At 56.9% G+C, this 22228-nt stretch carries 24 protein-coding genes and 3 tRNA genes; 15 read left to right on the top strand and 12 right to left on the bottom strand.

Translation table 11 applies throughout. From position 1 onward, the window contains the following. Positions 1 to 49: 49 nt before the first annotated feature. The 9 genes from DC3_RS22195 to DC3_RS22155 all read right to left on the bottom strand — a co-directional run bounded on the left by DC3_RS22195 (position 50) and on the right by DC3_RS22155 (position 8192). Positions 50 to 1138, bottom strand: coding sequence for a TRAP transporter substrate-binding protein (locus DC3_RS22195; RefSeq protein ID WP_146888395.1), 1089 nt, complete (start codon positions 1136 to 1138; stop codon positions 50 to 52). Positions 1139 to 1294: 156 nt separating this feature from the next. Next, entirely contained in the window at positions 1295 to 2374 is a 1080-nt protein-coding gene (locus DC3_RS22190; RefSeq protein ID WP_146888392.1) for a bifunctional 3-deoxy-7-phosphoheptulonate synthase/chorismate mutase, read from the bottom strand. Positions 2375 to 2529: 155 nt separating this feature from the next. Beyond that, positions 2530 to 3294, bottom strand: coding sequence for a twin-arginine translocase subunit TatC (tatC, locus tag DC3_RS22185; protein WP_146888389.1), 765 nt, complete (start codon positions 3292 to 3294; stop codon positions 2530 to 2532). Between the two features lie 347 nt (positions 3295 to 3641). Then, positions 3642 to 4772, bottom strand: coding sequence for a TIGR04053 family radical SAM/SPASM domain-containing protein (locus DC3_RS22180; protein ID WP_146888386.1), 1131 nt, complete (start codon positions 4770 to 4772; stop codon positions 3642 to 3644). Positions 4773 to 4848: 76 nt separating this feature from the next. Continuing rightward, positions 4849 to 5052: a Sec-independent protein translocase subunit TatA/TatB gene (locus DC3_RS22175; RefSeq protein WP_146888383.1), complete on the bottom strand. Its 204-nt coding sequence runs from the start codon at positions 5050 to 5052 to the stop codon at positions 4849 to 4851. A 129-nt stretch (positions 5053 to 5181) separates the two neighbouring features. Next, the gene (glmU, locus tag DC3_RS22170) at positions 5182 to 6618 is read right to left on the bottom strand and encodes a bifunctional UDP-N-acetylglucosamine diphosphorylase/glucosamine-1-phosphate N-acetyltransferase GlmU (protein ID WP_307724755.1); all 1437 of its coding nucleotides are present in this window, start codon (positions 6616 to 6618) and stop codon (positions 5182 to 5184) included. Further along, the gene (locus DC3_RS22165; protein ID WP_146888380.1) at positions 6611 to 7507 is read right to left on the bottom strand and encodes a prolipoprotein diacylglyceryl transferase; all 897 of its coding nucleotides are present in this window, start codon (positions 7505 to 7507) and stop codon (positions 6611 to 6613) included. Before DC3_RS22165 ends, glmU begins: the two co-directional genes overlap by 8 nt. Positions 7508 to 7509: 2 nt before the next feature. Next, complete coding sequence (locus DC3_RS22160) at positions 7510 to 7725, bottom strand: glutaredoxin family protein (protein ID WP_146888377.1); 216 nt, start codon at positions 7723 to 7725, stop codon at positions 7510 to 7512. Then, on the bottom strand, positions 7722 to 8192 hold the full coding sequence (locus DC3_RS22155) for a DUF456 domain-containing protein (RefSeq protein ID WP_146888374.1): 471 nt from the start codon (positions 8190 to 8192) through the stop codon (positions 7722 to 7724). The genes DC3_RS22160 and DC3_RS22155 overlap by 4 nt, the downstream gene beginning before the upstream one ends. A gap of 319 nt (positions 8193 to 8511) precedes the next feature. On the opposite strand from DC3_RS22155, the gene DC3_RS22150 reads away from it, so the two are divergent. The 10 genes from DC3_RS22150 to DC3_RS22115 all read left to right on the top strand — a co-directional run bounded on the left by DC3_RS22150 (position 8512) and on the right by DC3_RS22115 (position 16468). Further along, positions 8512 to 9690 (top strand): thiolase family protein, encoded by a 1179-nt coding sequence (locus tag DC3_RS22150; protein ID WP_146888372.1) that lies wholly within the window; start codon positions 8512 to 8514, stop codon positions 9688 to 9690. 44 nt (positions 9691 to 9734) lie between these two features. After that, positions 9735 to 10046: a YciI family protein gene (locus DC3_RS22145; RefSeq protein WP_222594815.1), complete on the top strand. Its 312-nt coding sequence runs from the start codon at positions 9735 to 9737 to the stop codon at positions 10044 to 10046. Between the two features lie 9 nt (positions 10047 to 10055). After that, entirely contained in the window at positions 10056 to 10892 is an 837-nt protein-coding gene (locus DC3_RS22140; protein WP_146888370.1) for a 3-hydroxyacyl-CoA dehydrogenase family protein, read from the top strand. Positions 10893 to 11139: 247 nt separating this feature from the next. Next, positions 11140 to 11700: a CAP domain-containing protein gene (locus DC3_RS22135; protein ID WP_146888368.1), complete on the top strand. Its 561-nt coding sequence runs from the start codon at positions 11140 to 11142 to the stop codon at positions 11698 to 11700. A 49-nt stretch (positions 11701 to 11749) separates the two neighbouring features. Next, positions 11750 to 12310, top strand: a complete 561-nt coding sequence (locus tag DC3_RS22130) for a CAP domain-containing protein (RefSeq protein ID WP_146888366.1) — start codon at positions 11750 to 11752, stop codon at positions 12308 to 12310. Positions 12311 to 12684: 374 nt separating this feature from the next. Further along, positions 12685 to 12822, top strand: a tRNA-OTHER gene (locus DC3_RS29330). 32 nt (positions 12823 to 12854) lie between these two features. Beyond that, a tRNA-Asn gene (locus DC3_RS29325) sits at positions 12855 to 13002 on the top strand. A gap of 338 nt (positions 13003 to 13340) precedes the next feature. Continuing rightward, positions 13341 to 13415, top strand: a tRNA-Ala gene (locus DC3_RS22125). A 608-nt stretch (positions 13416 to 14023) separates the two neighbouring features. Beyond that, the gene (locus DC3_RS22120) at positions 14024 to 15646 is read left to right on the top strand and encodes a TROVE domain-containing protein (RefSeq protein WP_146888364.1); all 1623 of its coding nucleotides are present in this window, start codon (positions 14024 to 14026) and stop codon (positions 15644 to 15646) included. 327 nt (positions 15647 to 15973) lie between these two features. Then, on the top strand, positions 15974 to 16468 hold the full coding sequence (locus DC3_RS22115) for a hypothetical protein (protein WP_146888362.1): 495 nt from the start codon (positions 15974 to 15976) through the stop codon (positions 16466 to 16468). A 57-nt stretch (positions 16469 to 16525) separates the two neighbouring features. On the opposite strand, the gene pyrF is transcribed toward DC3_RS22115, so the two are convergent. Next, positions 16526 to 17344 (bottom strand): orotidine-5'-phosphate decarboxylase, encoded by an 819-nt coding sequence (gene pyrF / locus DC3_RS22110; protein ID WP_146888360.1) that lies wholly within the window; start codon positions 17342 to 17344, stop codon positions 16526 to 16528. A gap of 159 nt (positions 17345 to 17503) precedes the next feature. On the opposite strand from pyrF, the gene DC3_RS22105 reads away from it, so the two are divergent. After that, on the top strand, positions 17504 to 18556 hold the full coding sequence (locus tag DC3_RS22105) for an oxidoreductase (protein WP_146888358.1): 1053 nt from the start codon (positions 17504 to 17506) through the stop codon (positions 18554 to 18556). After that, entirely contained in the window at positions 18557 to 19051 is a 495-nt protein-coding gene (locus DC3_RS22100; protein ID WP_146888356.1) for a heme-degrading domain-containing protein, read from the top strand. It abuts the gene before it with no gap. A gap of 50 nt (positions 19052 to 19101) precedes the next feature. On the opposite strand, the gene rplT is transcribed toward DC3_RS22100, so the two are convergent. Further along, positions 19102 to 19464 carry a 50S ribosomal protein L20 gene (gene rplT, locus DC3_RS22095; protein ID WP_146888353.1) on the bottom strand — a complete coding sequence of 121 codons (363 nt, stop codon included), beginning with the start codon at positions 19462 to 19464 and terminating at the stop codon, positions 19102 to 19104. Further along, positions 19464 to 19667 (bottom strand): 50S ribosomal protein L35, encoded by a 204-nt coding sequence (gene rpmI, locus DC3_RS22090; protein WP_146888349.1) that lies wholly within the window; start codon positions 19665 to 19667, stop codon positions 19464 to 19466. Before rpmI ends, rplT begins: the two co-directional genes overlap by 1 nt. Positions 19668 to 19922: 255 nt before the next feature. Between rpmI and DC3_RS29320 the strand changes: the two genes are divergently transcribed. Genes DC3_RS29320 through DC3_RS22075 form a run of 3 tightly spaced genes read left to right on the top strand, consistent with a single transcriptional unit; the run spans position 19923 to position 22190 of the window. Beyond that, on the top strand, positions 19923 to 20108 hold the full coding sequence (locus DC3_RS29320) for a hypothetical protein (RefSeq protein WP_186816188.1): 186 nt from the start codon (positions 19923 to 19925) through the stop codon (positions 20106 to 20108). After that, complete coding sequence (locus DC3_RS22080; RefSeq protein ID WP_186816187.1) at positions 20081 to 21181, top strand: phosphotransferase family protein; 1101 nt, start codon at positions 20081 to 20083, stop codon at positions 21179 to 21181. The genes DC3_RS29320 and DC3_RS22080 overlap by 28 nt, the downstream gene beginning before the upstream one ends. A 10-nt stretch (positions 21182 to 21191) precedes the next feature. Beyond that, positions 21192 to 22190, top strand: coding sequence for a methyltransferase domain-containing protein (locus DC3_RS22075; RefSeq protein ID WP_146888339.1), 999 nt, complete (start codon positions 21192 to 21194; stop codon positions 22188 to 22190). Positions 22191 to 22228: the final 38 nt, after the last annotated feature.

The following is a 22228-nucleotide window of genomic DNA, read 5'->3' as shown; positions in this document are numbered from 1 at the left end:
CAGCAAAGAAAAGGGGCGCAGCACGCTGCGCCCCTACATTTGTCGTGTTCTACTTCTTCAGGAACGCATACTGCTCAAACCCGAGGTCCGTGGTGGCAGACCAGCGGTACGAGTCGGCGCGGAACTTCTTCCACTGGGTGTAGACCTTCTTGTACTTGGCGTCCTTGGCGGCCTCATCGTCGTACAGGTCGAGAGAGGCTTTCAGGGCGGCGTCCAGAATGGCGTTGGAGTATTTGCGCAGCTTCACGCCCTTCTGGGTCAGGCGTTGCAGGGCTGCGGGGTTCAGGGCGTCGTACTTGGCCAGCATGTGCACGTTGGCTTCTGCTGCTGCGACCTCAAAGGCAAGCTGGTAGGCTTTGGGCAACTTCTTCCATTCGTCGGTGTTGACAATGAAGGACAGTCCGGGGCCTGCCTCCCAGAAGCCGGGGTAGTAATAGTACTTGGCGATCTTGTAGAAGCCCAGTTTCTCGTCATCGTAGGGTCCGACCCATTCGGTGGCATCGATGGTTCCACGTTCCAGGGCAGGGTAGATGTCGCCTCCAGCAATGGTCTGGGGAACGGCACCCAGACGGGCCATCACCTGTCCACCCAGACCGGGAATTCGCATCTTCAGGCCTTTGAGGTCTGCCACGCCTTTGACTTCCTTCTTGAACCATCCCCCCATCTGGGCTCCGGTGTTTCCACCAGGGAAGTTGATGCACTTGAAGTCTGCATACACGTCGCGCATCAGTTCCAGACCGCCCCCGTGGTACAGCCAGGCGTTCTGCTGGCGTGCTGTCAGGCCGAAAGGAACCGCAGTGTCAAAGGCCAGGGTGGGGCTTTTCCCCACAAAGTAATACCCAGCGGTGTGCCCCACTTCTACAGTGCCTGCCTGCACGGCATCAAGCACCTGCAGTCCTGGAACCACTTCACCTGCGGCAAAGGTTTTGATCTGAAATTTGCCATCGGTGAGCTCTTTGACCCGATCCGCCAGCATGTCTGCAGCGCCGAAAATGGTGTCCAGGCTCTTGGGAAAACTGGAGACCAGACGCCAGCGAATGGTGGGGCTGGTCTGGGCATGGACCGTCCCAAAGGTAGAACTGGCCGCTGCCGCAGCACCTGCAATGCCTGCTTTTTTGAGGAAATCCCGACGTTTCATCTCTTCCCCCTCGTTTGAATTGTGCTTTGATGTACAAGTGCAATTATAACCAAATTCTCAGGAGAGACAAGAACCCGCAGCAGGTCAGAGGTCAGGGGTTTCATGCATTGAAAAATCCCCGGGTTTGAACCGGGGATCTGGTGTTCAGGCTGAATTTCAGACGTGGGCAGGCACTTTGAGCTGGGGCTCTAAAGCTTCATAGAATTTCTTGAAGGCAGCGAAGTCCAGTTGCTGTTCGTTGTCGCTCAGCGCTGTTGCGGGGCTGGGATGCACTTCCACATGGATGCCGTCTGCGCCGCAGGCAAGGGCTGCTTTGGCCAGAGGAATCAGGAGGTCACGGCGGCCTGCTGCGTGGGTCACATCCACCACCACAGGCAGGTGGGTTTCCTGCTTGGCAAGGGCCACAGCGCTGAGGTCCAGGGTGTTGCGGGTCCATTTTTCATAGGTGCGGATGCCGCGCTCACAGAGGATCACGTTGGGGTTCCCCTCGGAGAGGATGTACTCGGCGGCGTACAGCCATTCTTCCATGGTGGCGCTCAGGCCACGCTTGAGCAGCACGGGCTTTTTCGCCTTGCCGACTTCACGAAGCAGGGCGAAGTTGTGCATGTTGCGGGCACCGATCTGCAGGACGTCAGCGTACTCGGCAACGATCTCCACATCTCGGGTGTCCATCACTTCGGTGACGAAGTACTGGCCATTGGCGCGGGAAGCCCGGCTGCCCAGAATCAGGCCATCCACACCCATGCCCTGGAAGCCGTAAGGGCTGGTGCGGGGCTTGTAGGCACCGCCACGCAGGATTTTGATGCCGTATCCAGCGAGGTATTCTGCCGTGCTGTCCATCTGCTCTTCGGACTCGATGGAGCAGGGTCCAGCGATCAGGAAGGGGGCATTGCCACCGCCGACCTGCAGGTCGCCAATCTGGACGATGGTGTCGTCTTTCTTGGTCTTGCGGGACACCAAGAGCACCTTCTTGTCCTGCTGCTCTTCGAGGTCAAGGCTGGCCTTGAAGATCTCCTTGAAGAGTTTCTTGATGGTGGCTTCGGGGTAGGGGCCTTTGTTGGCTTTGCTGAGGTCTTTCAGCATCTGTTCTTCACGGGCCGGGTCGTAGTGCGACAGGCCCTGTTGGGATTGTGCTTCACCGATTTTGATCACGACTTCTGCACGTCTGGAGAGGAGGTCCAGAATCTGCAGATTGATTTCATCGATCTCTGCGCGTAGAGCTTTGATCTCGTCCATGCGGATCAGTCTATGTCTGTGGTTCATCACAAGGTAGCAAGTGCACTAAACAAGTTCTATACAAAGATGTCTAATTTTCCGCTCAGGAGCACGAAAAATTAGACGTACTGTGTACACAAACTTAATGTTTCTGTACGATCTTTAGAAATATAAAATTACTGTTCCAGTGCGTTCTCTTGGGTTTTGGGTGTCCCCATTCTAGCAAGCAGGATGCCGAGTTCATAGAGCACATACAGGGGTCCAGCCAGCATCATCATGTTCACGGGGTCAGGGGTTGGGGTGATGATGGCCGAAAGAATCATCAAAACCACCACCGCATACCTGCGCCAGCTTCCCAGAAGCTGGTGGGTCACAATTCCCAGTCGGGCCAGCACAAAAGCCAGAATCGGGAGTTCAAAGGCCAGACCGAAAGTCAGCAGGTAAGACAGCATCTGCCCGATGTACTGCCCCAGGTTCAGGTTCACCACAAAAGACACATCCAGCCCTGCACCCAGGAAGTCAATCATGAAAGGCAGCGCTTTGGGAAGGAACACAAAATAGCAGAAGGCTGTGCCAGACAGAAACGCCAGCAAGGCCCACAGGATCATGGGAATGGCCCACTTCCGCTCGTTGTCATACAGGCCCGGCGCCACAAACAGCCAGACCTGATGCAAAATGAACGGAAAGGACAGCACCAGACCGCCCCACATCGCAATCGAGAAACTCATGAACAGCTGATCGGTCACCTGCGTGACCATCAGGTTGCTGCTGGTTTTGGTGAACTCCAGGGGGTACTGCAGGAAGTCGATGATCTTCGCCCGGTAATTCCAGGCCACCCCCGAACCCACAATCCACAGCCCGAGCGCCCAGAAGATGCGAATGCGCAACTCTTCGAGGTGTTCAAGCAGGGGGGCTTCAGCGTTAGCGTTGGTCTTGGTCATGCTAGTAACAGTGTACCGGAGAAAGATAAGAGGAAGGTCTGCCTGAGGAACGAATTGCCGTGGGCGTTTGAGGTTGCTGGGGCCAGATCCCCCTGCCCTTCACAGGGCGAGGCACGCTGTCTTGTGCTAAACGAGAGACCGCATCCTGGTCTCTCAGCACGCCTCGCCCCTACAGGGCTGTCCCCCTTGTTAAGGGAGACTTGATGTGCGTCTGGCATAGCGTCCTTCTTGTTTTTCACCAACCCCTTACTCAAGGGGGGACCGCAGAGTAGCGATGCGCGGGGGGATCTAAACCCTCAGCAACCCCCTTGTGGATGCGCAGCATCCCACAAGGCAGTAGGGCTCTTTCAGCCCTCGACTCTCGGCCCCCGGGCCCCGGCCCTGTTCAGAAACGCAGGTGGCACATAACTGCACCGGGGCTCCGCCGCCATGTGGTCTCCAGTTTCCGCCCACGCCCTGGCCCTTGAGCCCCCACAGATCTGTTTGAACTCGCAGAAGCCGCATTTGCCTTTCAGGAGGTCCTTTTGCCGGAGTTCACGGAAGAGCAGGCTGTCCTGATAAATTTCCTTCAGGCTGGTCTGTTTGACGTTCCCGGCGGTCAGGGGCAGGAAACCGGAAGGGGAGACATTCCCCGTGCAACTGATGAACACAAAACCGTTCCCGTCACTGACACCGATGCGGGAGTGTTCCATGCCGTCTTTGAAGTAGCCCTGGTGCAGGCTTTCTCCTGCTGCAAGGGCATGGTCTTTCTGGGCCTGTTTTGCCCTTTCCTGCATCACCACCCGTCTGAAGTGGTGGGCCTCGGTGGTTTTCACATGGAAACTGGAGGTCAAAGACAGGTTGTAGAGCCAGTGCAGGTGGTCTTCAAATTGATGGGAGGTGAGTTGCTTGAGGATCTGGCCCCTGCCCACCGGGACCAGGTAGAACACACTCCACAACACCACGCCTTTTTCCTCCAGCAGGGCTGGAAGTTGCTTGATGTCCTCGCTGTTGTTGCGGGTGACGGTGGTGTTGATCTGGGTGGGAAGTCCAATTTCCCTGGCCCACTCCAGGGCCTGGATGGTGCGGTCAAATGTTCCAGGCTCTCCCCGGAAGGCATCGTGCAACTCTGCACTGGCGGCATCCAGAGACAGGGCCAGTCGGGTGACTCCTGCTTCTTTGAGTTTCACAATGGCGTCTCTGGTGAGGGCCACCGAGGCTGCAGGGGTGAAACCGATCTTGAGGTCCAGCGTTCTGGCGTGTTCCAGAAGTTCAAAAACATCTTCCCTTTGCAGGGGGTCCCCTCCGGTCATCAGGACCAGGGGTCTGGGGGTGTAGGTGGCAAGTTCGTCCAGAAGCTGTTTTCCCTGCTCGGTGCTGAGTTCTCCCAGCAGAGGATTTTTTTCTGCGGAGGCGCGGCAGTGCTTGCAGGCCATCAGGCAGGCGTGGGTCATCTCCCAGGCCACAAGGAAGGGGTACTGCGAAAAATCGGGTCTCATGTCTCACAGTACAGGCACAGAAACAGGTGGTTTGTCCCGAAAGGACAGACCACCTGAAAATGTGTGCTGAAGTTGTTTAAATGCTCTTGGGTGCTTCTTTGGGTGCTTCGGGCTCGTCTTTGAAGCTGGCTTCGAGATCGTCGCGCATCTCTTTGGTGCCTTTTTTGAACTCGCGGATGCCCTGTCCCAGACTCTTGCCCAGCTCAGGCAGTTTCTTGGGTCCGAAGATCAGCAGCACGGCGATCAGAATCAGAATGATTTCACCGGGGCCTAGGTTCATGTCAACCTCCTGTCCTTAGAATGCCTGCCTCGGGTGAAAGTTCCCTGAAAGCAGTGACCTCTCTCAGGCCATGCACCCTTCCATTGTGACCTCTTCAGTGTACCTTGCCAAGGTCAAATGCACGTTTGCTCACGAATTGCGGGCCTTCTGGTGCTGTAACCACGCGTGTAGCACCCTATGCTTCTGGCTGACTTTTTCGCTGTTCTGCTCCCAGAAGCGCCTTGCGTAATCGTCGATGTTGCGCTGTCTGCCCCGTGCCACACCCAGAGAACCCTCGGGGATGTCCTGGGTGACCACGCTTCCTGCGGCAACCATGGCTCCGGCCCCGACTTCCACAGGAGCCACCAGCACAGAGTTGCTGCCAATGAAGGCACCGTCCCCAATCACGGTTTTGAATTTGCCAATGCCGTTGTAGTTGGCGGTGATGGTTCCTGCCCCCACATTGACCTCGCGGCCCACGGTGGCATCGCCAAGGTAAGTCAGGTGTCCGGCCTTGGACCCTTCGAGCATGCGGGTGTTCTTGACTTCCACGAAGTTGCCCACGTGCACGTCTTTTTCCAGCACAGCACCGGGCCTCAGGCGGGCGAAGGGACCGGCATCTGCCCCGGAGTGCACTTCGGCACCTTCCAGCACAGTGTGGCTCTTGATGGTGACCCCATCGTGCACCAGGCTGTCCTCGATGACGCTGTAGGCTCCCACACGCACATCCTCACCCAGCACGGTGTTGCCTTTCAGCACGGCACCGGGTTCGATCAGACTGTCTCTGCCGATTTTCACGGTGTCCTCGATGTAGGTGCTGTCGGGATCAATCAGGGTCACGCCTGCCCGCATGTGCTGCGTGTTGATGCGCCTGCGCATGATCTGGTCGGCCTCGGCAAGCTGCACCCGGTCATTGGAACCGGAAAGTTCAGAAGCGTCCTGAATTTTGAACGCCTGAACTTTGGCCCCTTCCTGGCGGTACAGTTCCAGCACATCGGTCAGGTAGTACTCGTTGGCGGCATTGTTGTTGCCAATCTGGTTCACGAGTTCCAGGGCTCTGGGATTGAAAATGTACACACCGCTGTTGAATTCGCGGATTTTTTTCTCTTCAGGGTTTGCAGCCTTCTCCTCGACGATGCGCTCAACAGAGCCGTCCCCACCCCGCACAATGCGACCATAACCGGTGGCATCTGGCAGTTCGGCGGTCAGGACGGTCATGCCTGCTCCAGATTCCGCATGGGATTTCTGCATGTCCTGCAGGGTTTCCAGACGGATCAGGGGGGTGTCCCCGTAGAGCACCAGCACGTCACTGCTGCCAGAGAGGTGAGGCACAGCCACCTTGAAGGCGTGGGCGGTGCCGAGTTGCTGGTCCTGACGGGCAAACACAACCCCGGAATCAGCGAAAGCCTCTTCAACTTTGTCTGCACCGTGGCCGGTCACAACCACGATTTTTTGTGCCCCCATCTCCTGGGCACGCAGGACGCTGTAGCCCAGCATGCTGCGGCCACACACGGGATGGAGAACTTTGGGCAGTTTGGATTTCATGCGGGTGCCCTGCCCCGCCGCTAAAATGACAACTTCAAGCACGGACTTGCTCCTTCACAGTGGTGGGTGCCTTGGGTTCTCGGAAGAGCATCACAAGGCACCAGATGACCAGTACAATACTTGCCACCTGGGTGAGAGTGAAGAGCCCGATGCCTGCCTTGTCTGGACCTTCGGAGAGGTACACGTTGAAGGTGAGGGGGTTCAGACGGAAGGTTTCTTCCACCACAGAACGCAGAATGCTGTACCACATCACGGTGAGGTAGAACACCTGATAGGCGGTTTTTGTGCGAAGCCAGTAAAAAGCCAGCAGCACCAGCACCACCCCGATGATCACCCCGTAAAGCTGGGTGAAGTGCACGGGAACGGTCACCAGACCATTGGTGCAGTACTGCACCAGGTTCTCGGGGTTGTTGGCGTTGCACATCGCGGTGTGAAAGCCCTTGGCAGATTCAGGCCAGGTGAAACCGATGGGCCACCCGGTGGGACGACCCACGGTGTCCGAGCCGTTCATGATGTTGCCCAGACGCCCCCCAATGATGCCCAGACCGAGCCCTGGGGCCAGCAATGAGGCGTACTCATAGAAATTGATTTTGTATCGCCACTGGTAATACAGGAACACCGCAACGCCGAAGAGCAGGCCCCCGTGAATGCTCAGGCCTCCACTGCGGATGTTCACCCAGGCAATGAGTTTCTGCATCGGGTCGGTGATGCCTGTGAAGGCCTCAGGACTGGTCACCACGAACACCAGACGCGCCCCGATGACCCCCCAGATGACCGCCCAGAAGATGATGTCGCTGATCATGTTGCCATTGAGGCCCCGTTTGACTGCGAGACGCTGGGCGATGATTGCTCCGGCCATGATGCCTGCCATCATCAGCACGCCGTACCAGGCAATGGTGAAATTGCCGATCTGTAAAAAAATTGGGTCCATGTCTACTCCCTTAACTCCATCACGTCATCCAGCACAAAAATTCCTTTCAAGAGCACCCGATCTCCTTCCAGCAGAACGGGAATCTCCCAGCCAAAGGCGGCTTCCAGCTCGACATCATTGGATATGTCTTTCTTTTCGTATTGTATGCCAGCCTGCTGCAGCAGCACCTCGGCCTTGTCACACAGGCTGCACCCGGGACGGCTGTAGAAGACCTTCATGACAGGGCCCTCCAGAGCACCAGACCCCCCATCAGGAGGTGCATCATGAATTTGCCCAGAATGCCAGCAAGCAGACCCACCAGAGCGCCCCATGCACTTTTCAGAGCCGCCTGCGGTGGTTGCTTGCCGAGCAGTTCAAACCCAAAAGCACCCACAAAAGGCCCGATGAAAAGGCCCAGGGGTCCCAGGAAGATGCCCACAATGCCACCCACAATGGCCCCCAGCATGGCAAGGTTGCTGCCACCATACTTTCGGGTGCCCCAGGCACTCGCAAGGTTGTCAATGGTCATGGTCAGCAGGGCAAGCAGTGCCAGCCCGATCAGCCACCCCCAGGTCACCTCTGCAAAGCCAGTCATGTAAGCGTAAATGAGTGCACCGAGCCACACGACAAAAGTCGCCGGGACCACCGGAATGAAGGTGCCCACCAGTCCGATCAGCCACACAATGACGAAAATCGCAATTTCCATTGACTGACAGCGTACTACAATAGGGTGAAAAGTATGTGACGCACAGGCAGAGGGCGCAGTCATCAGCGTTCAGCCGTCAGCCATCAGCACTTGACTCAGAGCTTTTGCCAAAGCACCCTGGGCTCTCGGCTCTCGGCTCTCGGCTCTCGGCTCTCGGCAAAATGGTTTACCCTTCTTCTGTCTTTCAAAATCTCTCCCATTTTTCGCTGGTTTACTGAGATTCATTCTGTACACAGCTGTATAGGCAGCAGTATGTTAGGATCAACAGCAGTTCAATCCACATCCATCAGGGAGAGTCCCTGTCATCCACGGAGGAATCATGCAGCGAGCCGTGATCGTCAGTGCCAGCAGAACGCCCATCGGAAAATTTCTGGGCGGTTTAAGTTCCCTCAGTGCTCCAGAGCTTGGGAGCATCACCCTCAAAGAGACCCTCAGGCGGGCTGGAGTCGATGCCAGCCTGATTGAAGAGGTCATCCTGGGTCAGGTGATTCAGGCAGGAAGTGGCCAGAACCCTGCGCGTCAGGCCGCCCTCAAAGCAGGTCTGCCCAGCAGCGTCGGGGCACTCACCATCAACAAGGTGTGCGGAAGCGGCCTGAAAGCCGTGATGCTCGCAGCCCAGAGCATCCGTGCTGGAGATCAGCATGCGGTGCTTGCTGGAGGGCAGGAAAGCATGAGCAACGCCCCTCACCTCCTGATGGGTGCCCGTCAGGGGTACCGCCTCGGGCATGGGCAGGCCCTGGACGCCAACATTCAGGATGGCCTGTGGTGTGCGATGACCGACCAGCACATGGGCATGACGGCTGAACTCGTGTGCCAGAAGTACAGCCTGGATCGGGCCAGTCAGGACACCTACGCTTACGGCAGCCACCAGAAAGCCCTGGAGTCCATTGACGCAGGCCGCTTCAGAGATGAGATTGTGCCTGTCGAGATCGCTGGTCGCAAAGGCAGCACCATCATTGACACCGATGAGAGCCCCAGACGCGAAACCAGCATCGAGGCCCTTGGGAAGCTGAAACCTGCATTTACCAAAGAAGGCAGTGTGACTGCAGGGAACGCCCCTGGTCTGAACGACGCTGCAGCAAGCCTGCTGGTGGTCAGCGAGGAATTCGCCCAGACCCACGGTCTGAAACCCCTCGCAGAAATCGTGGGTTACGCCACGGGTGGCCTGGACCCTGAATGGGTGATGATGACCCCCGTCCCGGCCACCCGGAACCTGCTGAAAAAACTGAACCTCCAGGGCAGCGACATCGACCTCTGGGAAATCAATGAGGCTTTCAGCGTGCAGGCCCTCGCTGTGACCCAGGAACTTGGGATCGCCCCTGAACGCATCAATGTCAATGGTGGGGCAGTGGCTCTGGGACACCCCATTGGAGCCAGTGGTGCCCGCATTCTGGTGACCTTGCTCCATGCCCTGAAGCAACAGGACAAAGAGCTTGGTGTTGCCACGCTCTGCATGGGTGGAGGCAACGGACTGTCCCTGGCGGTCAAACGAATGTGACCTGAACCGGGAAGGGGCTTCCCGGTCCGGTGGTATAAGAAAGCATGTCTGAGAACCTGTTCGTTCTGATTGTGAAATACATTCGCCCCTCCGCAGAAGTGGAAGCCAGAAGAGTGGAACACCGGGAATGGCTCGACGTTTACTACCGTCAGGGCCGCTTTCTGGTGTCCGGTCCACAGGTGCCCAGAGATGGCGGCATCATCCTGGCCAAAGGGGGCACAAAGGCAGACTGGGAAAAGATTGCCCAGGAAGATCCTTTCGTGACCTCGGGTGTGGCGGTGTATGAAGTGATCGAATTTGAACCCGTCAAGCGGCACGGCAGCCTGAACCTGCCCGATGTGCCCGCCGTGCAGTAAGGGAGTGTCATGAAATTTGGTGTGATCGGTGCAGGTCAGATGGGAGGCGGCATTGCACAGGTGGCCGCCCAGAGCGGTTTCACCGTGCTGGTGCAGGACGTGCAGGAAGCTTCACTGGAACGTGGAAAATCCACCATCCAGAAATCCCTCGCAAAACTTCACGAAAAAGGCAAGATCAGCGAAAACCCGGAACACATCCTGGCCAGAATCCAGTTCACCACTGCACTGCAGGACTTCCAGGACTGTGATCTGGTGGTCGAGGCCATCATCGAAAATGAAAGCCTCAAGCTGGACCTTTTCAAACAACTCGGGCAGATTGTGAAGCCTGAAGGGGTGCTGGCCAGCAACACCAGCAGCATTCCCATCACCAGTCTTGCCACTGCATCAGGCCGCCCGGAGAAATTCATCGGGATGCACTTCATGAACCCCGTCCCCCTGATGGGCCTTGTCGAGGTGATCCGGGGATATTCCACCAGCGATGAAACCACAACCTTCGTGGTAGAGACCGCAAAACAGATGGGCAAAACCCCCATCGAATGCAACGACTTCCCTGGCTTTGTCTCCAACCGCATCCTGATGCCCATGATCAACGAGGCCATCCAGTGCGTCATGGAAGGCGTAGCCACCCCTGAAGCCATCGACGGCATCATGAAACTGGGCATGAACCACCCGATGGGACCCCTCACCCTGGCAGATTTTATTGGTCTGGACACCTGCCTGGCGATCATGGAAGTGCTGCACAAAGGCCTCGGAGACGACAAATACCGTCCAAGCCCACTGCTTCGCAAGATGGTCCAGGCAGGGCTTTATGGCCGCAAGAGTGGGAGAGGGTTTTACAGGTATTGAAGCCGAGAGCCGAGGGCCGAGGGCGCATCAAAAGGCAATTGTTTTTGCTCAAGCAATCGATCCTCAGAAGCTTGCTTCTGAGTCCCTTTCCTTTTTGTGCTCCCTGCATCTGGATGCCTTGACTGCTGATTTTTAAAGTTCTACCTTTCTCTCGGCTCTCGGCAATATGTGTGATTTTCCACCAAAGGTGAGGAGAGGTTAAACCTCGACTCACCCTATTTTCTGGGGCCTGAAGTAGTCTGGAACGGTGAAGTTCCGTGTTCTTCTGCTTCTGCTCACTTCAGTCCTGACCGGCTGCATCAATCGTCCAGCAACCCAGACCCCCACCGACAGTCAACCCCAGGTGACCCCCGTGCAGACGTACCGCACTCCCAGTGAAGACCTGCTGCAAAAACTCCTGAAGGCCACCAATGCTGCCCGTGCAGTTGCACGCAAGTGCGGCAATGATTTTCATCAGGCGGCACCTCCTGTGGTGCTGAACATTCGCCTGATTGCTGCCGCACAGGACCACGCCGAGGACATGGCGACCCATGATTTCTTTGATCACCACGGGTCTGACAGGTCCGATGTGGTTGTGCGTGCCCTGAGGTACAACTACAACTACCGCATGGTCGGTGAGAACATCGCTGCAGGGTATCCGGACGTGCAGGCGACCGTTGATGGCTGGCTCACGTCTCCTGGCCACTGCAGGAACCTGATGAACCCGGAATTCAGGGAAATCGGGTTTGGGTTCACCAGAAAGTCTGGAACCGAGTATGGATCGTACTGGGTGCAGGTGCTGGGCGTGCAGCGTTCACGGGTGCTCTGACCTGTGACCAGAGAGCTGAAGTCTGGCTGAAAAAGCAGTACCCTGAGGCATGAAAAAGCTTGCTCTCGGTGTGGTGGGTCTGCTGGTTTCCTGCGGATCGATGGGTGGAGTCAAAGTGGACCTCAGTGGCCTGCAGGTGCTCGATCTGTCCTCTCAGCAGGTCATGCTCAATGCTGTCAATGCTGCCAGGGCCACCCCCAGAAATTGCAAGAACCCTGGCGGGGGAACCACAGCCCTGCCTGCCGCTCCAGCAGTCCAGCTGAACAGCAAACTCACCCTGGCCGCCCAGTACCATGCCCAGGACATGGCCCGGAATCAATTTCTGGCCCACCAGGGTTCAAAGGGCGACCTGACGGCAGACCGCATCCGTGCATCAGGATATGGGTTTGCAGAGGCAGGAGAGAATCTGTCTGTGGTCAAGACCAGCACCAGTCTGACCCTGCAAAAAACCGTGGAAGCCTCCATTCAGGAATGGCTGAACAGCACCAATGGGCACTGCCAGACCCTGATGGATGCAGATTTCAGGGAACTCGGGGTGGGTTTTGCAGAAAATGCCAGCAGCACCGACCGGTATTACTGGGTGCAGGTTTTTGGCAAGCCTGCAAATTGAAGCTGGAAAAACTTTTTCAGTCTCAGACAACAAAACCTTGATGGGTTTTCCATCAGAGCGCAGCCAGGGTTACGCTTTTTTTACACAACAGTCCCCACTCCTGTAAGCATAAACACGCATCCTGAACAGGCGTTTTGGTCTGCTGTGGTCTTAAGCGTTTTGGTGAATGTGAAACGTGTTCCATTTGTCTACACTGAACACGTCTGAAGCGCACGTGGCGGAACTGGTAGACGCACAATGGCTGAGCAATCGGCCTTCCGTTCACCATCCCTTACCTGCATTCGCGGGTCGAAGGAGAATGGTTACCTTTAAGAGGTTGCGCTGAAAGGCGTGTGGGTTCAAATCCCACCGTGCGACCCACTTCAGACTGTATGGGAGGTGTAGCTCAGTGGCCAGAGCAGCTCAAACACCGTTCTCTGCCCTTTGCTTGCTTCTTCTGGAAGTTGAGCCGAAAGAGTGATGGTTCTCGCCTGATAAGCGGCAGGTCGCAGGTTCGACTCCTGTCATCTCCCTCAGTTTTTGTTTGCTGGTTTTTCGTTTTCGTGGGGGTGTAGCTCAGTGGTAGAGCAGCAACACCGTCCACCAGCCCTTGCTCGGAGTCAAGAACACACTCCTCTGGTCCCGAGCCGACGGTAGATGGTTACCGACTGTTAATCGGCTGGTCGCAGGTTCGATTCCTGTCACCTCCACCACACTTGTCTTCGTTTTTCGCTTGTGAAGCGTCGTCTAATGGCAGGACAACGCATGCGTCCCGTGCACATTCGCTCTTTGCAGAGCCGTTGCGGAATGCTGACCGTCAGTGTGGGTTCGAGTCCCACCCTTCACCTTCAGGACAGGATTGTAGCCCAGCCAGGGAGGGTGTTCAGAGCGGTTACCGTCCCTTGCCCAGAAATGGGCCGCAGGTATCCGGTGATCGAGAGGTCGTGGGTTCAAATCCCGCCTTTCCTGTCCGAACCCCCGGGCCAGCAGAGCCCCTCTCTGGCTGGTCTGGGATGAAAAAGAAAGGAGCATCAAAGAAAAAGACAGGTCTGGGATGGTAGCTCAATGGGAGAGCATTCGCCTTGCACGCGACAGGCTGTGGGTTCGAGTCCCACCCTTTCCACCAGAGGGAGATTTCCCTCATGTCAAACACTCCAGGTCGTGGACGGATGGGATACCTGAGCATCCACGACAAAAATAAACATCCTCCTTGCGGGTCGGAGTTCATGGGTTACCTCCAAAAAAACCCATGGGCAACACCTCACCCGCAAGCTCTCAAGTCTCTTCTGTGGGTCGAAGTGGGCAGGTTACCTTAACCTTTCAAGTTAAACCGTATTCCCCTGCTCGCATCCTTTATCCACAGGTTTGTTTTTCGGACCGATCTTCCAGGCTGTGCTAGTGGAAATCTGCGCTCCTCAAATCCATCTCCGTTTTTACCGGCATTGGGTCGCTGGAGATGGGTGACCTCAACTTCCTCCGAGGGGTTGATCCACCTGCAGGGCTGCAATGTTCACCCAGGGCAGCAAGCCGCAAAACCCTGGGTGCTGCAGTAAGTCCTGTCAGTGCCGCTGGAAGGTTTCTTGTCTCAGAGGGCCGGGTCGATGGTGTCAGGTTACCCATGGATTGGATACAGCCCTGATCCCGCCTGCTCATCCGGCCTTGATTTACACCGTTTAACTGCCTTTGCAAAGGCGGTTCGCCAATCGCCATTCCCTCACGAAAGAAGGTGAACACATGAAGTGGACGAAGCATTACCAGACCTCTCGCACGCCTCAGAACCAGCCCATCCCCGGAAGCAACCAGAAAGCCAACAACGCTGGCGGTTACGCCTGGGAAGTCAGTGACTGGACACAACTTGACCGTTTTCTGATCCTCGGGTCCGAGGGCGGAACCTTTTATGTCGGTGAGCAGAAACTGACCATCGACAACGCAGAGGCCGTGAAACGCTGCATCGAACTGGACGGCATCCGCACCGTGAACCGCATCGCTGAGATCAGCGAATCGGGACGTGCCCCCAAAAATGATCCTGCCCTGTTTGCGCTGGCGATGTGCGCGAGTTTTGGTAATGAGCAGACCCGAAAAGCGGCCCTGGAGGCCCTGCCTCGCGTGGCCCGCATCGGGACGCACCTGTTCCACTTCATGGATTTCGTGCAGGGTTTTCGTGGGTGGGGTCGCGGTCTGCGCCGCGCCATCGGGGACTGGTACAACCAGAAGGACGTGAAGGCCCTGGCCCTGCTGGCGGTGAAATACCGCCAGCGTGACGGCTGGACCCACCGGGACGCCCTGCGTCTGGCCCACCCGAAAGCGCAGTCGGACGCGCACCAGAAGCTATACCGCTGGATCACCCAGGATGAGTTTGCTCCTGCCCAGGGTCTGGAGATTGTGGACGCTTTCCGTCAGGCACAGACCGCCCCTTTGAAAGAAGTGGTCCATCTGATCGAGAAATACCGCCTGCCCCGCGAAGCCATCCCCACCGAATTCCTGACCCGCCCTGAAGTGTGGGAAGCCATGCTGCCCCACATGCCTCTGGAAGCGATGGTGCGCAACCTCGCCAACATGACCCGCATTGGACTCCTCACCCCCATGTCTGAATCCCAGCGTCTCGTGACCCAGAAACTGGGCAACAGCGAGGCCATCCTGAAGGCCCGCCTGCACCCCATCAAGGTGCTCGCAGCCCTGAAGACCTACGCTGCAGGACACGGCATGCGTGGTCAGGGGACCAGCTGGACGCCGGTTCAGCAGGTGGTGGATGCACTGGATGCTGCTTTCTACACGGCTTTCGGCAGTGTGACCCCTACAGGCAAGCGCATGATGCTTGCTCTGGATGTTTCGGGAAGCATGGAAGCGGGACAGATTGCAGGGGTGCCCGGCCTGACCCCCAGGGTGGCCAGTGCAGCAATGGCCCTGGTGACCGCTGCGGTGGAAGCCCAGCACATGATCACCGGATTCAGCGCTGCAGGTGGTGGGTACGGTGGACAGTGGGGTGGAGGAGACCCGGGCATGACCCCCATCAACATCTCTCCACGCCAGCGTCTGGACGATGTGGTGCGCACAGTGGCCCGCATCCCGATGGGTGGAACGGACTGCTCCCTCCCCATGCGGCATGCCCTCAAGGAAAAGATCGAAGTTGATGCTTTCGTGGTCTACACCGACAGCGAAACCTGGTACGGCAAGATCCACCCCGCCCAGGCCCTGCAGCAGTACCGCAGGGAAATGGGCATCCCTGCAAAACTGATTGTGGTGGGCATGGTGGCGAACCGTTTCAGCATTGCCGACCCGAAAGACGCTGGCATGCTGGATGTGGTGGGGTTTGATACTGCCACCCCCGAGGTGATGGGCGACTTCATCTTGCAGTAAACAGTTCACGGTTTTGAATGATTTTCAGTGCATGACAATAAATTTTCGTGCAGAAGAAGGGATGCCCCAGCATCCCTTCTTCTGCATCACAACAGCAGGAGCCCAGTGTTCTGCTGAAAGCAGTAATAAAGGTTTCTGCCCTGTGCTCACTCCTTCAGGACAGTGACGTGTTGTGTGAAATTTTGACTTCAAGCCTGTAACGCATGATCTGGCCGTTCCAATCCATCTGCAACGCCTGCCGCTGCATTGTCCTGACAGACCACTGGCTGTGAGATTTGTAGAATAACAGCCCCCTATACTGAAGGGGCACCACCCGGAGGAAAACCCATGAAAAAATCCGTTCTGATGCTGTCTGCAGCCTGTGTCCTCAGCCTTGGTTCTGCTTTCGCTGCACCTGAAGACAACCTTGCAGGAACTGAGCTCTGCATCGACAACAATTCTTTCACCGCTCAGGTGGGTGGTCTGGGAGCCACGTCCCAGAAGGTCGCACAGACCCTCTACGACTATTTTGTGGACACAGCCAAAGCCAACAAGATTCCCTTTAAAGAAATGGGAGACAAGGCTTGCACCAACTGGGCTGTTGATTTCAGCGTGCAGGCCACCAACGGCAACCCCAGAGCCTGGCTGACCACCATCACCGTCAGTGATGATGGCGCATTTGCCAGCCTGAACAAGGATGACCTGTACCCCTACCCTGTGGTGATCTGGTGGAACACCTACTTTGGTTACTCTGCCAGCAACGACGGGCTGGGACAGTACCTGATCGATGGTGGCGTGGAACTGATTGATTCTTTGCTGGAGTCTTACCTCAAAGTCAACTGAGTGATGCTTCAAAGCAAAAGGCACCCAGAAGAGGGTGCCTTTTGCTTTTCATGTGCTTCAGTGCTGCACAGCCTGATTCAGCTGGTCCCTGAAGCCAATGGCCGCCTGAACTGCGGCTTCCACATCCAGGTCTGCACTGGCGTACTGGATGCCTCTGGAGGCACTCACCACGGCCCCCACGCCTTCGGCATTGAAGGCATCTGCAAGGTCTTCAGCTCTTGCCCCCTGGGCCCCCAGACCGGGAAGAAGCAGGGTGGCCCTGGGCATCAGGTCACGGAACTTTTTCAGTTCTGCCGGGTGGGTGGCCCCGACCACGGCTCCCACACTGCTGATCCCATCTCCTTCTTCTGCTGCGATCTGGTCCAGGGCTTTTGCGACAACCTCGGCAAGCAGACCCTGGGGTGTTTGCAGGTCCTGCAGGTCTTTCGAGCCTGGATTGGAGGTTTTGACCAGCACAAAGACCCCACCTCCATTCTTGCGGCCTGCATCAATGAAAGGTCTGAGCGTTTCAAAGCCCAGGTAAGGGTTCACCGTCAGGGCGTTTCCTGCATGTTCTCCGGTCATCCAGGCCTGGGCGTAAGCTTCTGCCGTGCTCCCAATGTCGCCACGCTTGGCATCGAGCAGCACCGGAAGGCCCAGCGTGCGGGCCAGACGCATGAGTTCCACCATGAAAGCAATGCCCTCAAGGCCCATGGCTTCATAAAAAGCGGCCTGGGGTTTCACACAGGCCGCGTAGGGTGCCACGCCTTCAAGCACAGCCAGCGTCTGCTGTTTCATCTGTTCAAAACTGCCATGTGCATTCAGTCGGGGGTCCAGACCCAGACACAGGCGGGTGTTCAGCTTTTGGGTTCGTTCCAGGAGTCTCTGGTGAAACATTTTTCCTCCAAGCGGCTCTGAAAGGTCTGCCTTTCAGGAATCAACACAGGATAACCCCTCATGGCGTTCATGGAGCAGGACGTCTAAACCAGCAGGACGATCGTTCGATGGTCGCACAAACATGCACCGCAACCCCACCATCTGGGTTATAAAGAAAACATGACGGCCAGAACCCTGAATGTGGCCCTGCTTGGTTACGGCTTTGCAGGAAAAACCTTCCATGCCCCCCTGATTGCCAGCGTGCAGGACCTGAAGCTTCATGTGGTCTCCTCCAGTCAGCCTGAGAAAGTTCACGCCGATTTTCCGGACGCAGTGGTGGAACCAGATCCTCTGCAAGCCCTTTCCAGAGAAGATGTCGATCTGGTGGTGATCGCCACCCCCAACACCACCCATTTTGATCTGGCTAAAGCTGCACTCATGGCCGGAAAACATGTGGTGGTGGACAAACCCTTCACCCTGACGGCGGTGGAGGCACGTGAACTGGACACCCTGGCGGCCCGCTCCGAACTGCTGCTCTCGGTCTTCCACAACAGGCGCTGGGATGCGGATTTCCTGACCATCAAAAGGCTGATTGCAGAAGGACGTCTGGGCCGGGTGGTGCACTTTGAATCCCACTTCGACCGTTTTCGACCTGGTGTGGTGAACCGCTGGAGGGAACAGGACCTCCCAGGCAGTGGACTGTGGTACGACCTCGGACCCCATGTGCTGGACCAGGCCTTACAGCTTTTTGGGATGCCAGACACCCTGCAGGCTGATCTCTCTGTCCAGAGGGATGGAGGGCAGGCCACGGACTTCTTCCATGTGGTGCTCGGATATGGCCCTCTGCGGGTGATTTTGCATGGATCGATGCTGGTGGCTGCACCCAACCCCAGGTTCATTGTGCATGGCACAGAGGGAAGTTACATCAAATATGGGCTGGACCCCCAGGAAAGCGCTCTGAAAGCTGGAGGCCGTCCGGGGTCTGAAAACTGGGGCCATGATCCTGAAAAAGGCACCCTGTATACCCAGAGTGAAGGCCAGACAATCAAAACTGAGGTAGACAATCAGGTGGGCAGTTACCAGAGCTATTACACAGGGATTGCTGCTGCGCTGTTGAATGGGACCTCCAACCCTGTCACGGCTGAAGAAGCCACACTGGTGATGGAACTGCTGGAACTGGGCGAGAAATCCTCTGCCACAGGCCAGCGCCTGAGTGTTGAAAGGAAGGGCTGAATGAATTTCACCGAAGATCTTGCACGCCTGCAAAAGCAGGAGGAAGCCCTCAGGTTTGAGGTTTTTGATTTCGACACCGCATGGGAACTGGGCAACGCCATTCGCGACATTGCTGTTCAGGAAGAAAAAGGGGTGGTGATTGACATCCACCGTCTGGATGGGCTGCAGCTGTTCTTCACGGCACTTCCGGGCACCAACCCGGACAACCTGAACTGGGTGCGCAGAAAGGCCAATGTGGTCAAGCACTTCCAGAAAAGTTCCTACCAGATCGGGCAGGAGCTCAGGTCACAGGACACAGATGTCACCACTGCACACGGTCTGTCAGATGCAGATTACGCCACCCATGGCGGTGCATTCCCCATTGCCCTGAAGACAGGAGAACTGGTGGGGGTGGTGACCGTCTCTGGTGTGCCACAAAGAGAAGACCATGCCCTGGTGGTCAAAGGGCTCTGCAGGGTGCTCGGGCAGGACCATGAGGCCCTGAAACTCGATTGAGCCATGAAAAAACCACCCCTGATTTGTCAGGGGTGGTTCTGGTTCAAGCCTTAAGCGCTGGCGAGAGCGTTCTTGGCGGTGGTCACCAGGGTGGCGAACACCTGGGGCTCGCGGGCAGCGATGTCAGCGAGGACTTTGCGGTCCAGGGCCACGCCGGCTTTTTTCAGACCGAACATCAGGCTGGAGTAGCTGATGTCGTTCAGGCGGGCAGCGGCGTTGATGCGCTGAATCCACAGGCGACGGAAGTCGCGCTTCTTGTTGCGACGGTCGCGGTATTCGTAGGTGGCTGCGTTCAGCAGGGTCTGGAAGGCGTTTTTGTAGTTCTTGGAGCGTGAACCCCAGAAGCCCTTGGCGCGCTTCAGAACCTTCTTGTGACGACGACGGCGGATGATACCAGTCTTGGCGCGTGGCATTAGTTGCGACCTCCGGGGAACATGAGCTTCATGCGGGCCCACTCACTCTTGGCCAGCACGAATCCGGTGCCTTTGTTGGCAATTTCTTTGCCGGATTTGCCGGTGTTCTGGTGGCGCTTGCCACTCTTGAACGCCATCACTTTGCCGGTGGCGGTCACTTTGATGCGACGCACGGCAGCCTTTTTGGTTTTCTGCTTGGGCATTTTGATGTCCTCCTGAGGTTTTCCCCTTGGGGTAAACCCGGAAGCGCGGTCGCGACAGGCGCAGTTTTCCCGGCTTCACTTCAGCCTTATGAGTGTACAGGAAAAGGTCTGTTTTGTCAAAAAAGGCTGTGCAGAAAAGCAGTCAGCCGTCGGGCTTCAGCGGTCAGTTCTGGACTGCAGGGAACGGTCTGGCCTCCAAGACCGTAATTCTTCACAGAGACGGTGAAGATCAAACACCGTATAACAGGAGGCAGCATGAGCAGTTTCTCAGTGGGTTCATTTTCAATTGGTTCTTTCATCGGGTCGCATTCTCACCGCCGTCACCGCAGGCACCGTCGCCACCGCCGCAGAGGATGCCTGGGACTGGGCATTGGATGTGCAGTTTACGCAGGGATTTTCATGGTGGGGACCTCATGGGTCACCTGGCTGGTGATCACCTGAACACCGTTTCTGGCAGCCTCGGGGTGATGCTGTCTGCCGTGAAGAGCTGGGCAGGTCATCCCGAGCCTGTGGCGTATCCCCTCATGTTGAAAAGTGCCATGAAGGGTGCCTTTCCAGACCTGCAGCGCATGGAACTGCTGCGTCTGGGAGAAGGAGAACGGGCAGACTATGCCTTTTTGAGGCTGCAGGTTTCCGGGACTTCCCGCGAGGTCTTCGTGAAATACCGCCCAGCAGATGACTTCAGCGAGAAACACTTCAAAAGGTTCCTCAACGAAATCCAGTACTTGAGGGATTTTGCTCCACTGCTCAGCATTCCTCACGCGGCACTGCTGGGGTACCAGCAAAGTGAGGCCACCCTCAAGGCCCATCTGATTCTGGAAAGCCTGGAGGACCGCTGCATGCACTGGTCGGACCTTCCTGAGCCGGAGCGCTTCAACCGGGTGCATCAGGTGATGCGCCTGATGGGGGAGTTTCATGCCCAGTGGATGCTGCACCCCGCCCTGAAACAGCACCCGAGTGCCCCCTGGGGAGACCAGATCCACAGGCTCATTTTCAAACACCGTTCCTGCCTGCAGCAGGGCAGGGAAGACCTGAACCTCTCTCCAGAACTTCTGCGTGTGGCAGACCATTTGCTGAATCCAGGGGTGCTGGAAGGCCTTTTTGCAGAGGCCCGCAAAGTGACCCTGTGCCACGGAGATTTCCACTTTGGTCAGGTGATGGTGGACCGCCTGAACTGGGACCGCCTGTACCTGATCGACTATGAGCACTCCTGTGTGAGCCCTGTGGGGTTTGATCTCGCACATTTTCTGGTGATCCGTTTCAACTGGTTTGAGCGGACCCGTCTGGAGCATGAACTCCTTCAGCAGTACTTGCAGGTGCTGCACCAGCATGGCATTGCCCTGTCCCAGGAAGAGCTGTACCGGGAGTACCGGGTGGGCATCCTTCACAACTTCCTCTTGATGTGGGCCAGATACCAGCGTGAACCAGAACCGATGTTCCATGAGCTCTTGAACAGGCTTTTTGTGGCTTTGCAGGAGCATCAGGTTTTGCAGCCCGAGCCCTTCTTCGGGTAAGCTGCTAAAAATGCAGACGTACCAGTTGGACCTTCTCGAAGGCCTGAGTCCCTTCGTGCTGAATGAACTGAAACCCCTGAATGCCCGAATTCTGGGCAAGGGCAAGGATTTCTTGCGCATTGCTTTCCCTGGAAAACCCCTCCCACTGTTGCAGCTCAGAACGGTGGTGGCGGTGTCCAGAATCGAGCGTTTCGAGGTGCCCCGTCCCAAAGCCCTGCTGGGCCACCAGCACCTCACAAGGCTTCTCAGCATCGTTCAGGACACCCTGAAGCTGGGCACCTTTGCTTCTTTCCGTTTTGCTGCGGCAGGCAGTGATTCCAGCGTGTTCCAGCGTCTGGCAGAGGAGATCAGCAAGCAGAGCGGCCTCAGGCACGACCCTGAAGAGGGAGAACTGGTGTTGCGGGTCCTCAAAGCCGGGGAAGGCTGGGAGGTGCTGATTCGCCTGTCTCCTCGCCCCCTTTCTGCACGGCCCTGGCGTGTTGCCAACATGGAAGGGGGCCTCAATGCCACTGTGGCTGCAGCCATGCTGCAACTCGCCCACGTTGAGAAGCACGATGTGGTGTACAACCCCATGTGCGGCTCTGGCACCCTGATGATCGAGTGCGGCCAGATCTATGGTGCCCGCAAGGTCTCTGGCTGTGACCTGGATTTTGAGCATGTGGAGTTTGCCCGCAGCAACCTGCAAGCCGCAGGACTGCCCTTCGAGGTGGACATCGCCGATGCCACCCATCTGGATCTGCCGGACCAGAGTGTGGATGTGATCCTCTGCGACCTGCCCTGGGGAGACAACGTGGGAACCAACACCGGAAACCTGGTGCTGTACCCGGAATTCTTCAGGGAGATGACCCGCATTGCTTCTGCGGGTGCCCGCATGGTCCTGATTTCCCACGAGGTGAAACTGATGGACCGCCTGATCAAGGGGCAATCCGACTGGAAGCTTCTGAGGGAAGACCGGGTGTACCACGGGGGGCATTTCCCCAGGATCTACACCTTCAACAGAACAGTTTGATCTGTGGATCAAAAAAGCAGGGATCTTGTGTGATCCCT

This window comes from Deinococcus cellulosilyticus NBRC 106333 = KACC 11606, assembly GCF_007990775.1.
GTDB classification, from domain to species: Bacteria; Deinococcota; Deinococci; order Deinococcales; family Deinococcaceae; genus Deinococcus_C; species Deinococcus_C cellulosilyticus.
This window is presented reverse-complemented; position numbering and strand designations above follow the sequence as displayed.

Bases quoted from the DNA above. Each gene is read 5' to 3' on its own strand.
- DC3_RS22195 (WP_146888395.1), bottom strand. From the start codon at position 1,138: ATGAAACGTCGGGATTTCCTCAAAAAAGCAGGCATTGCAGGTGCTGCG.
- DC3_RS22190 (WP_146888392.1), bottom strand. From the start codon at position 2,374: ATGGACGAGATCAAAGCTCTACGCGCAGAGATCGATGAAATCAATCTG.
- tatC (WP_146888389.1), bottom strand. From the start codon at position 3,294: ATGACCAAGACCAACGCTAACGCTGAAGCCCCCCTGCTTGAACACCTC.
- DC3_RS22180 (WP_146888386.1), bottom strand. From the start codon at position 4,772: ATGAGACCCGATTTTTCGCAGTACCCCTTCCTTGTGGCCTGGGAGATG.
- DC3_RS22175 (WP_146888383.1), bottom strand. From the start codon at position 5,052: ATGAACCTAGGCCCCGGTGAAATCATTCTGATTCTGATCGCCGTGCTG.
- DC3_RS22165 (WP_146888380.1), bottom strand. From the start codon at position 7,507: ATGGACCCAATTTTTTTACAGATCGGCAATTTCACCATTGCCTGGTAC.
- DC3_RS22160 (WP_146888377.1), bottom strand. From the start codon at position 7,725: ATGAAGGTCTTCTACAGCCGTCCCGGGTGCAGCCTGTGTGACAAGGCC.
- DC3_RS22155 (WP_146888374.1), bottom strand. From the start codon at position 8,192: ATGGAAATTGCGATTTTCGTCATTGTGTGGCTGATCGGACTGGTGGGC.
- DC3_RS22150 (WP_146888372.1), top strand. From the start codon at position 8,512: ATGCAGCGAGCCGTGATCGTCAGTGCCAGCAGAACGCCCATCGGAAAA.
- DC3_RS22145 (WP_222594815.1), top strand. From the start codon at position 9,735: ATGTCTGAGAACCTGTTCGTTCTGATTGTGAAATACATTCGCCCCTCC.
- DC3_RS22140 (WP_146888370.1), top strand. From the start codon at position 10,056: ATGAAATTTGGTGTGATCGGTGCAGGTCAGATGGGAGGCGGCATTGCA.
- DC3_RS22130 (WP_146888366.1), top strand. From the start codon at position 11,750: ATGAAAAAGCTTGCTCTCGGTGTGGTGGGTCTGCTGGTTTCCTGCGGA.
- DC3_RS22120 (WP_146888364.1), top strand. From the start codon at position 14,024: ATGAAGTGGACGAAGCATTACCAGACCTCTCGCACGCCTCAGAACCAG.
- DC3_RS22115 (WP_146888362.1), top strand. From the start codon at position 15,974: ATGAAAAAATCCGTTCTGATGCTGTCTGCAGCCTGTGTCCTCAGCCTT.
- pyrF (WP_146888360.1), bottom strand. From the start codon at position 17,344: ATGTTTCACCAGAGACTCCTGGAACGAACCCAAAAGCTGAACACCCGC.
- DC3_RS22105 (WP_146888358.1), top strand. From the start codon at position 17,504: ATGACGGCCAGAACCCTGAATGTGGCCCTGCTTGGTTACGGCTTTGCA.
- DC3_RS22100 (WP_146888356.1), top strand. From the start codon at position 18,557: ATGAATTTCACCGAAGATCTTGCACGCCTGCAAAAGCAGGAGGAAGCC.
- rplT (WP_146888353.1), bottom strand. From the start codon at position 19,464: ATGCCACGCGCCAAGACTGGTATCATCCGCCGTCGTCGTCACAAGAAG.
- rpmI (WP_146888349.1), bottom strand. From the start codon at position 19,667: ATGCCCAAGCAGAAAACCAAAAAGGCTGCCGTGCGTCGCATCAAAGTG.
- DC3_RS29320 (WP_186816188.1), top strand. From the start codon at position 19,923: ATGAGCAGTTTCTCAGTGGGTTCATTTTCAATTGGTTCTTTCATCGGG.
- DC3_RS22080 (WP_186816187.1), top strand. From the start codon at position 20,081: ATGGGTCACCTGGCTGGTGATCACCTGAACACCGTTTCTGGCAGCCTC.
- DC3_RS22075 (WP_146888339.1), top strand. From the start codon at position 21,192: ATGCAGACGTACCAGTTGGACCTTCTCGAAGGCCTGAGTCCCTTCGTG.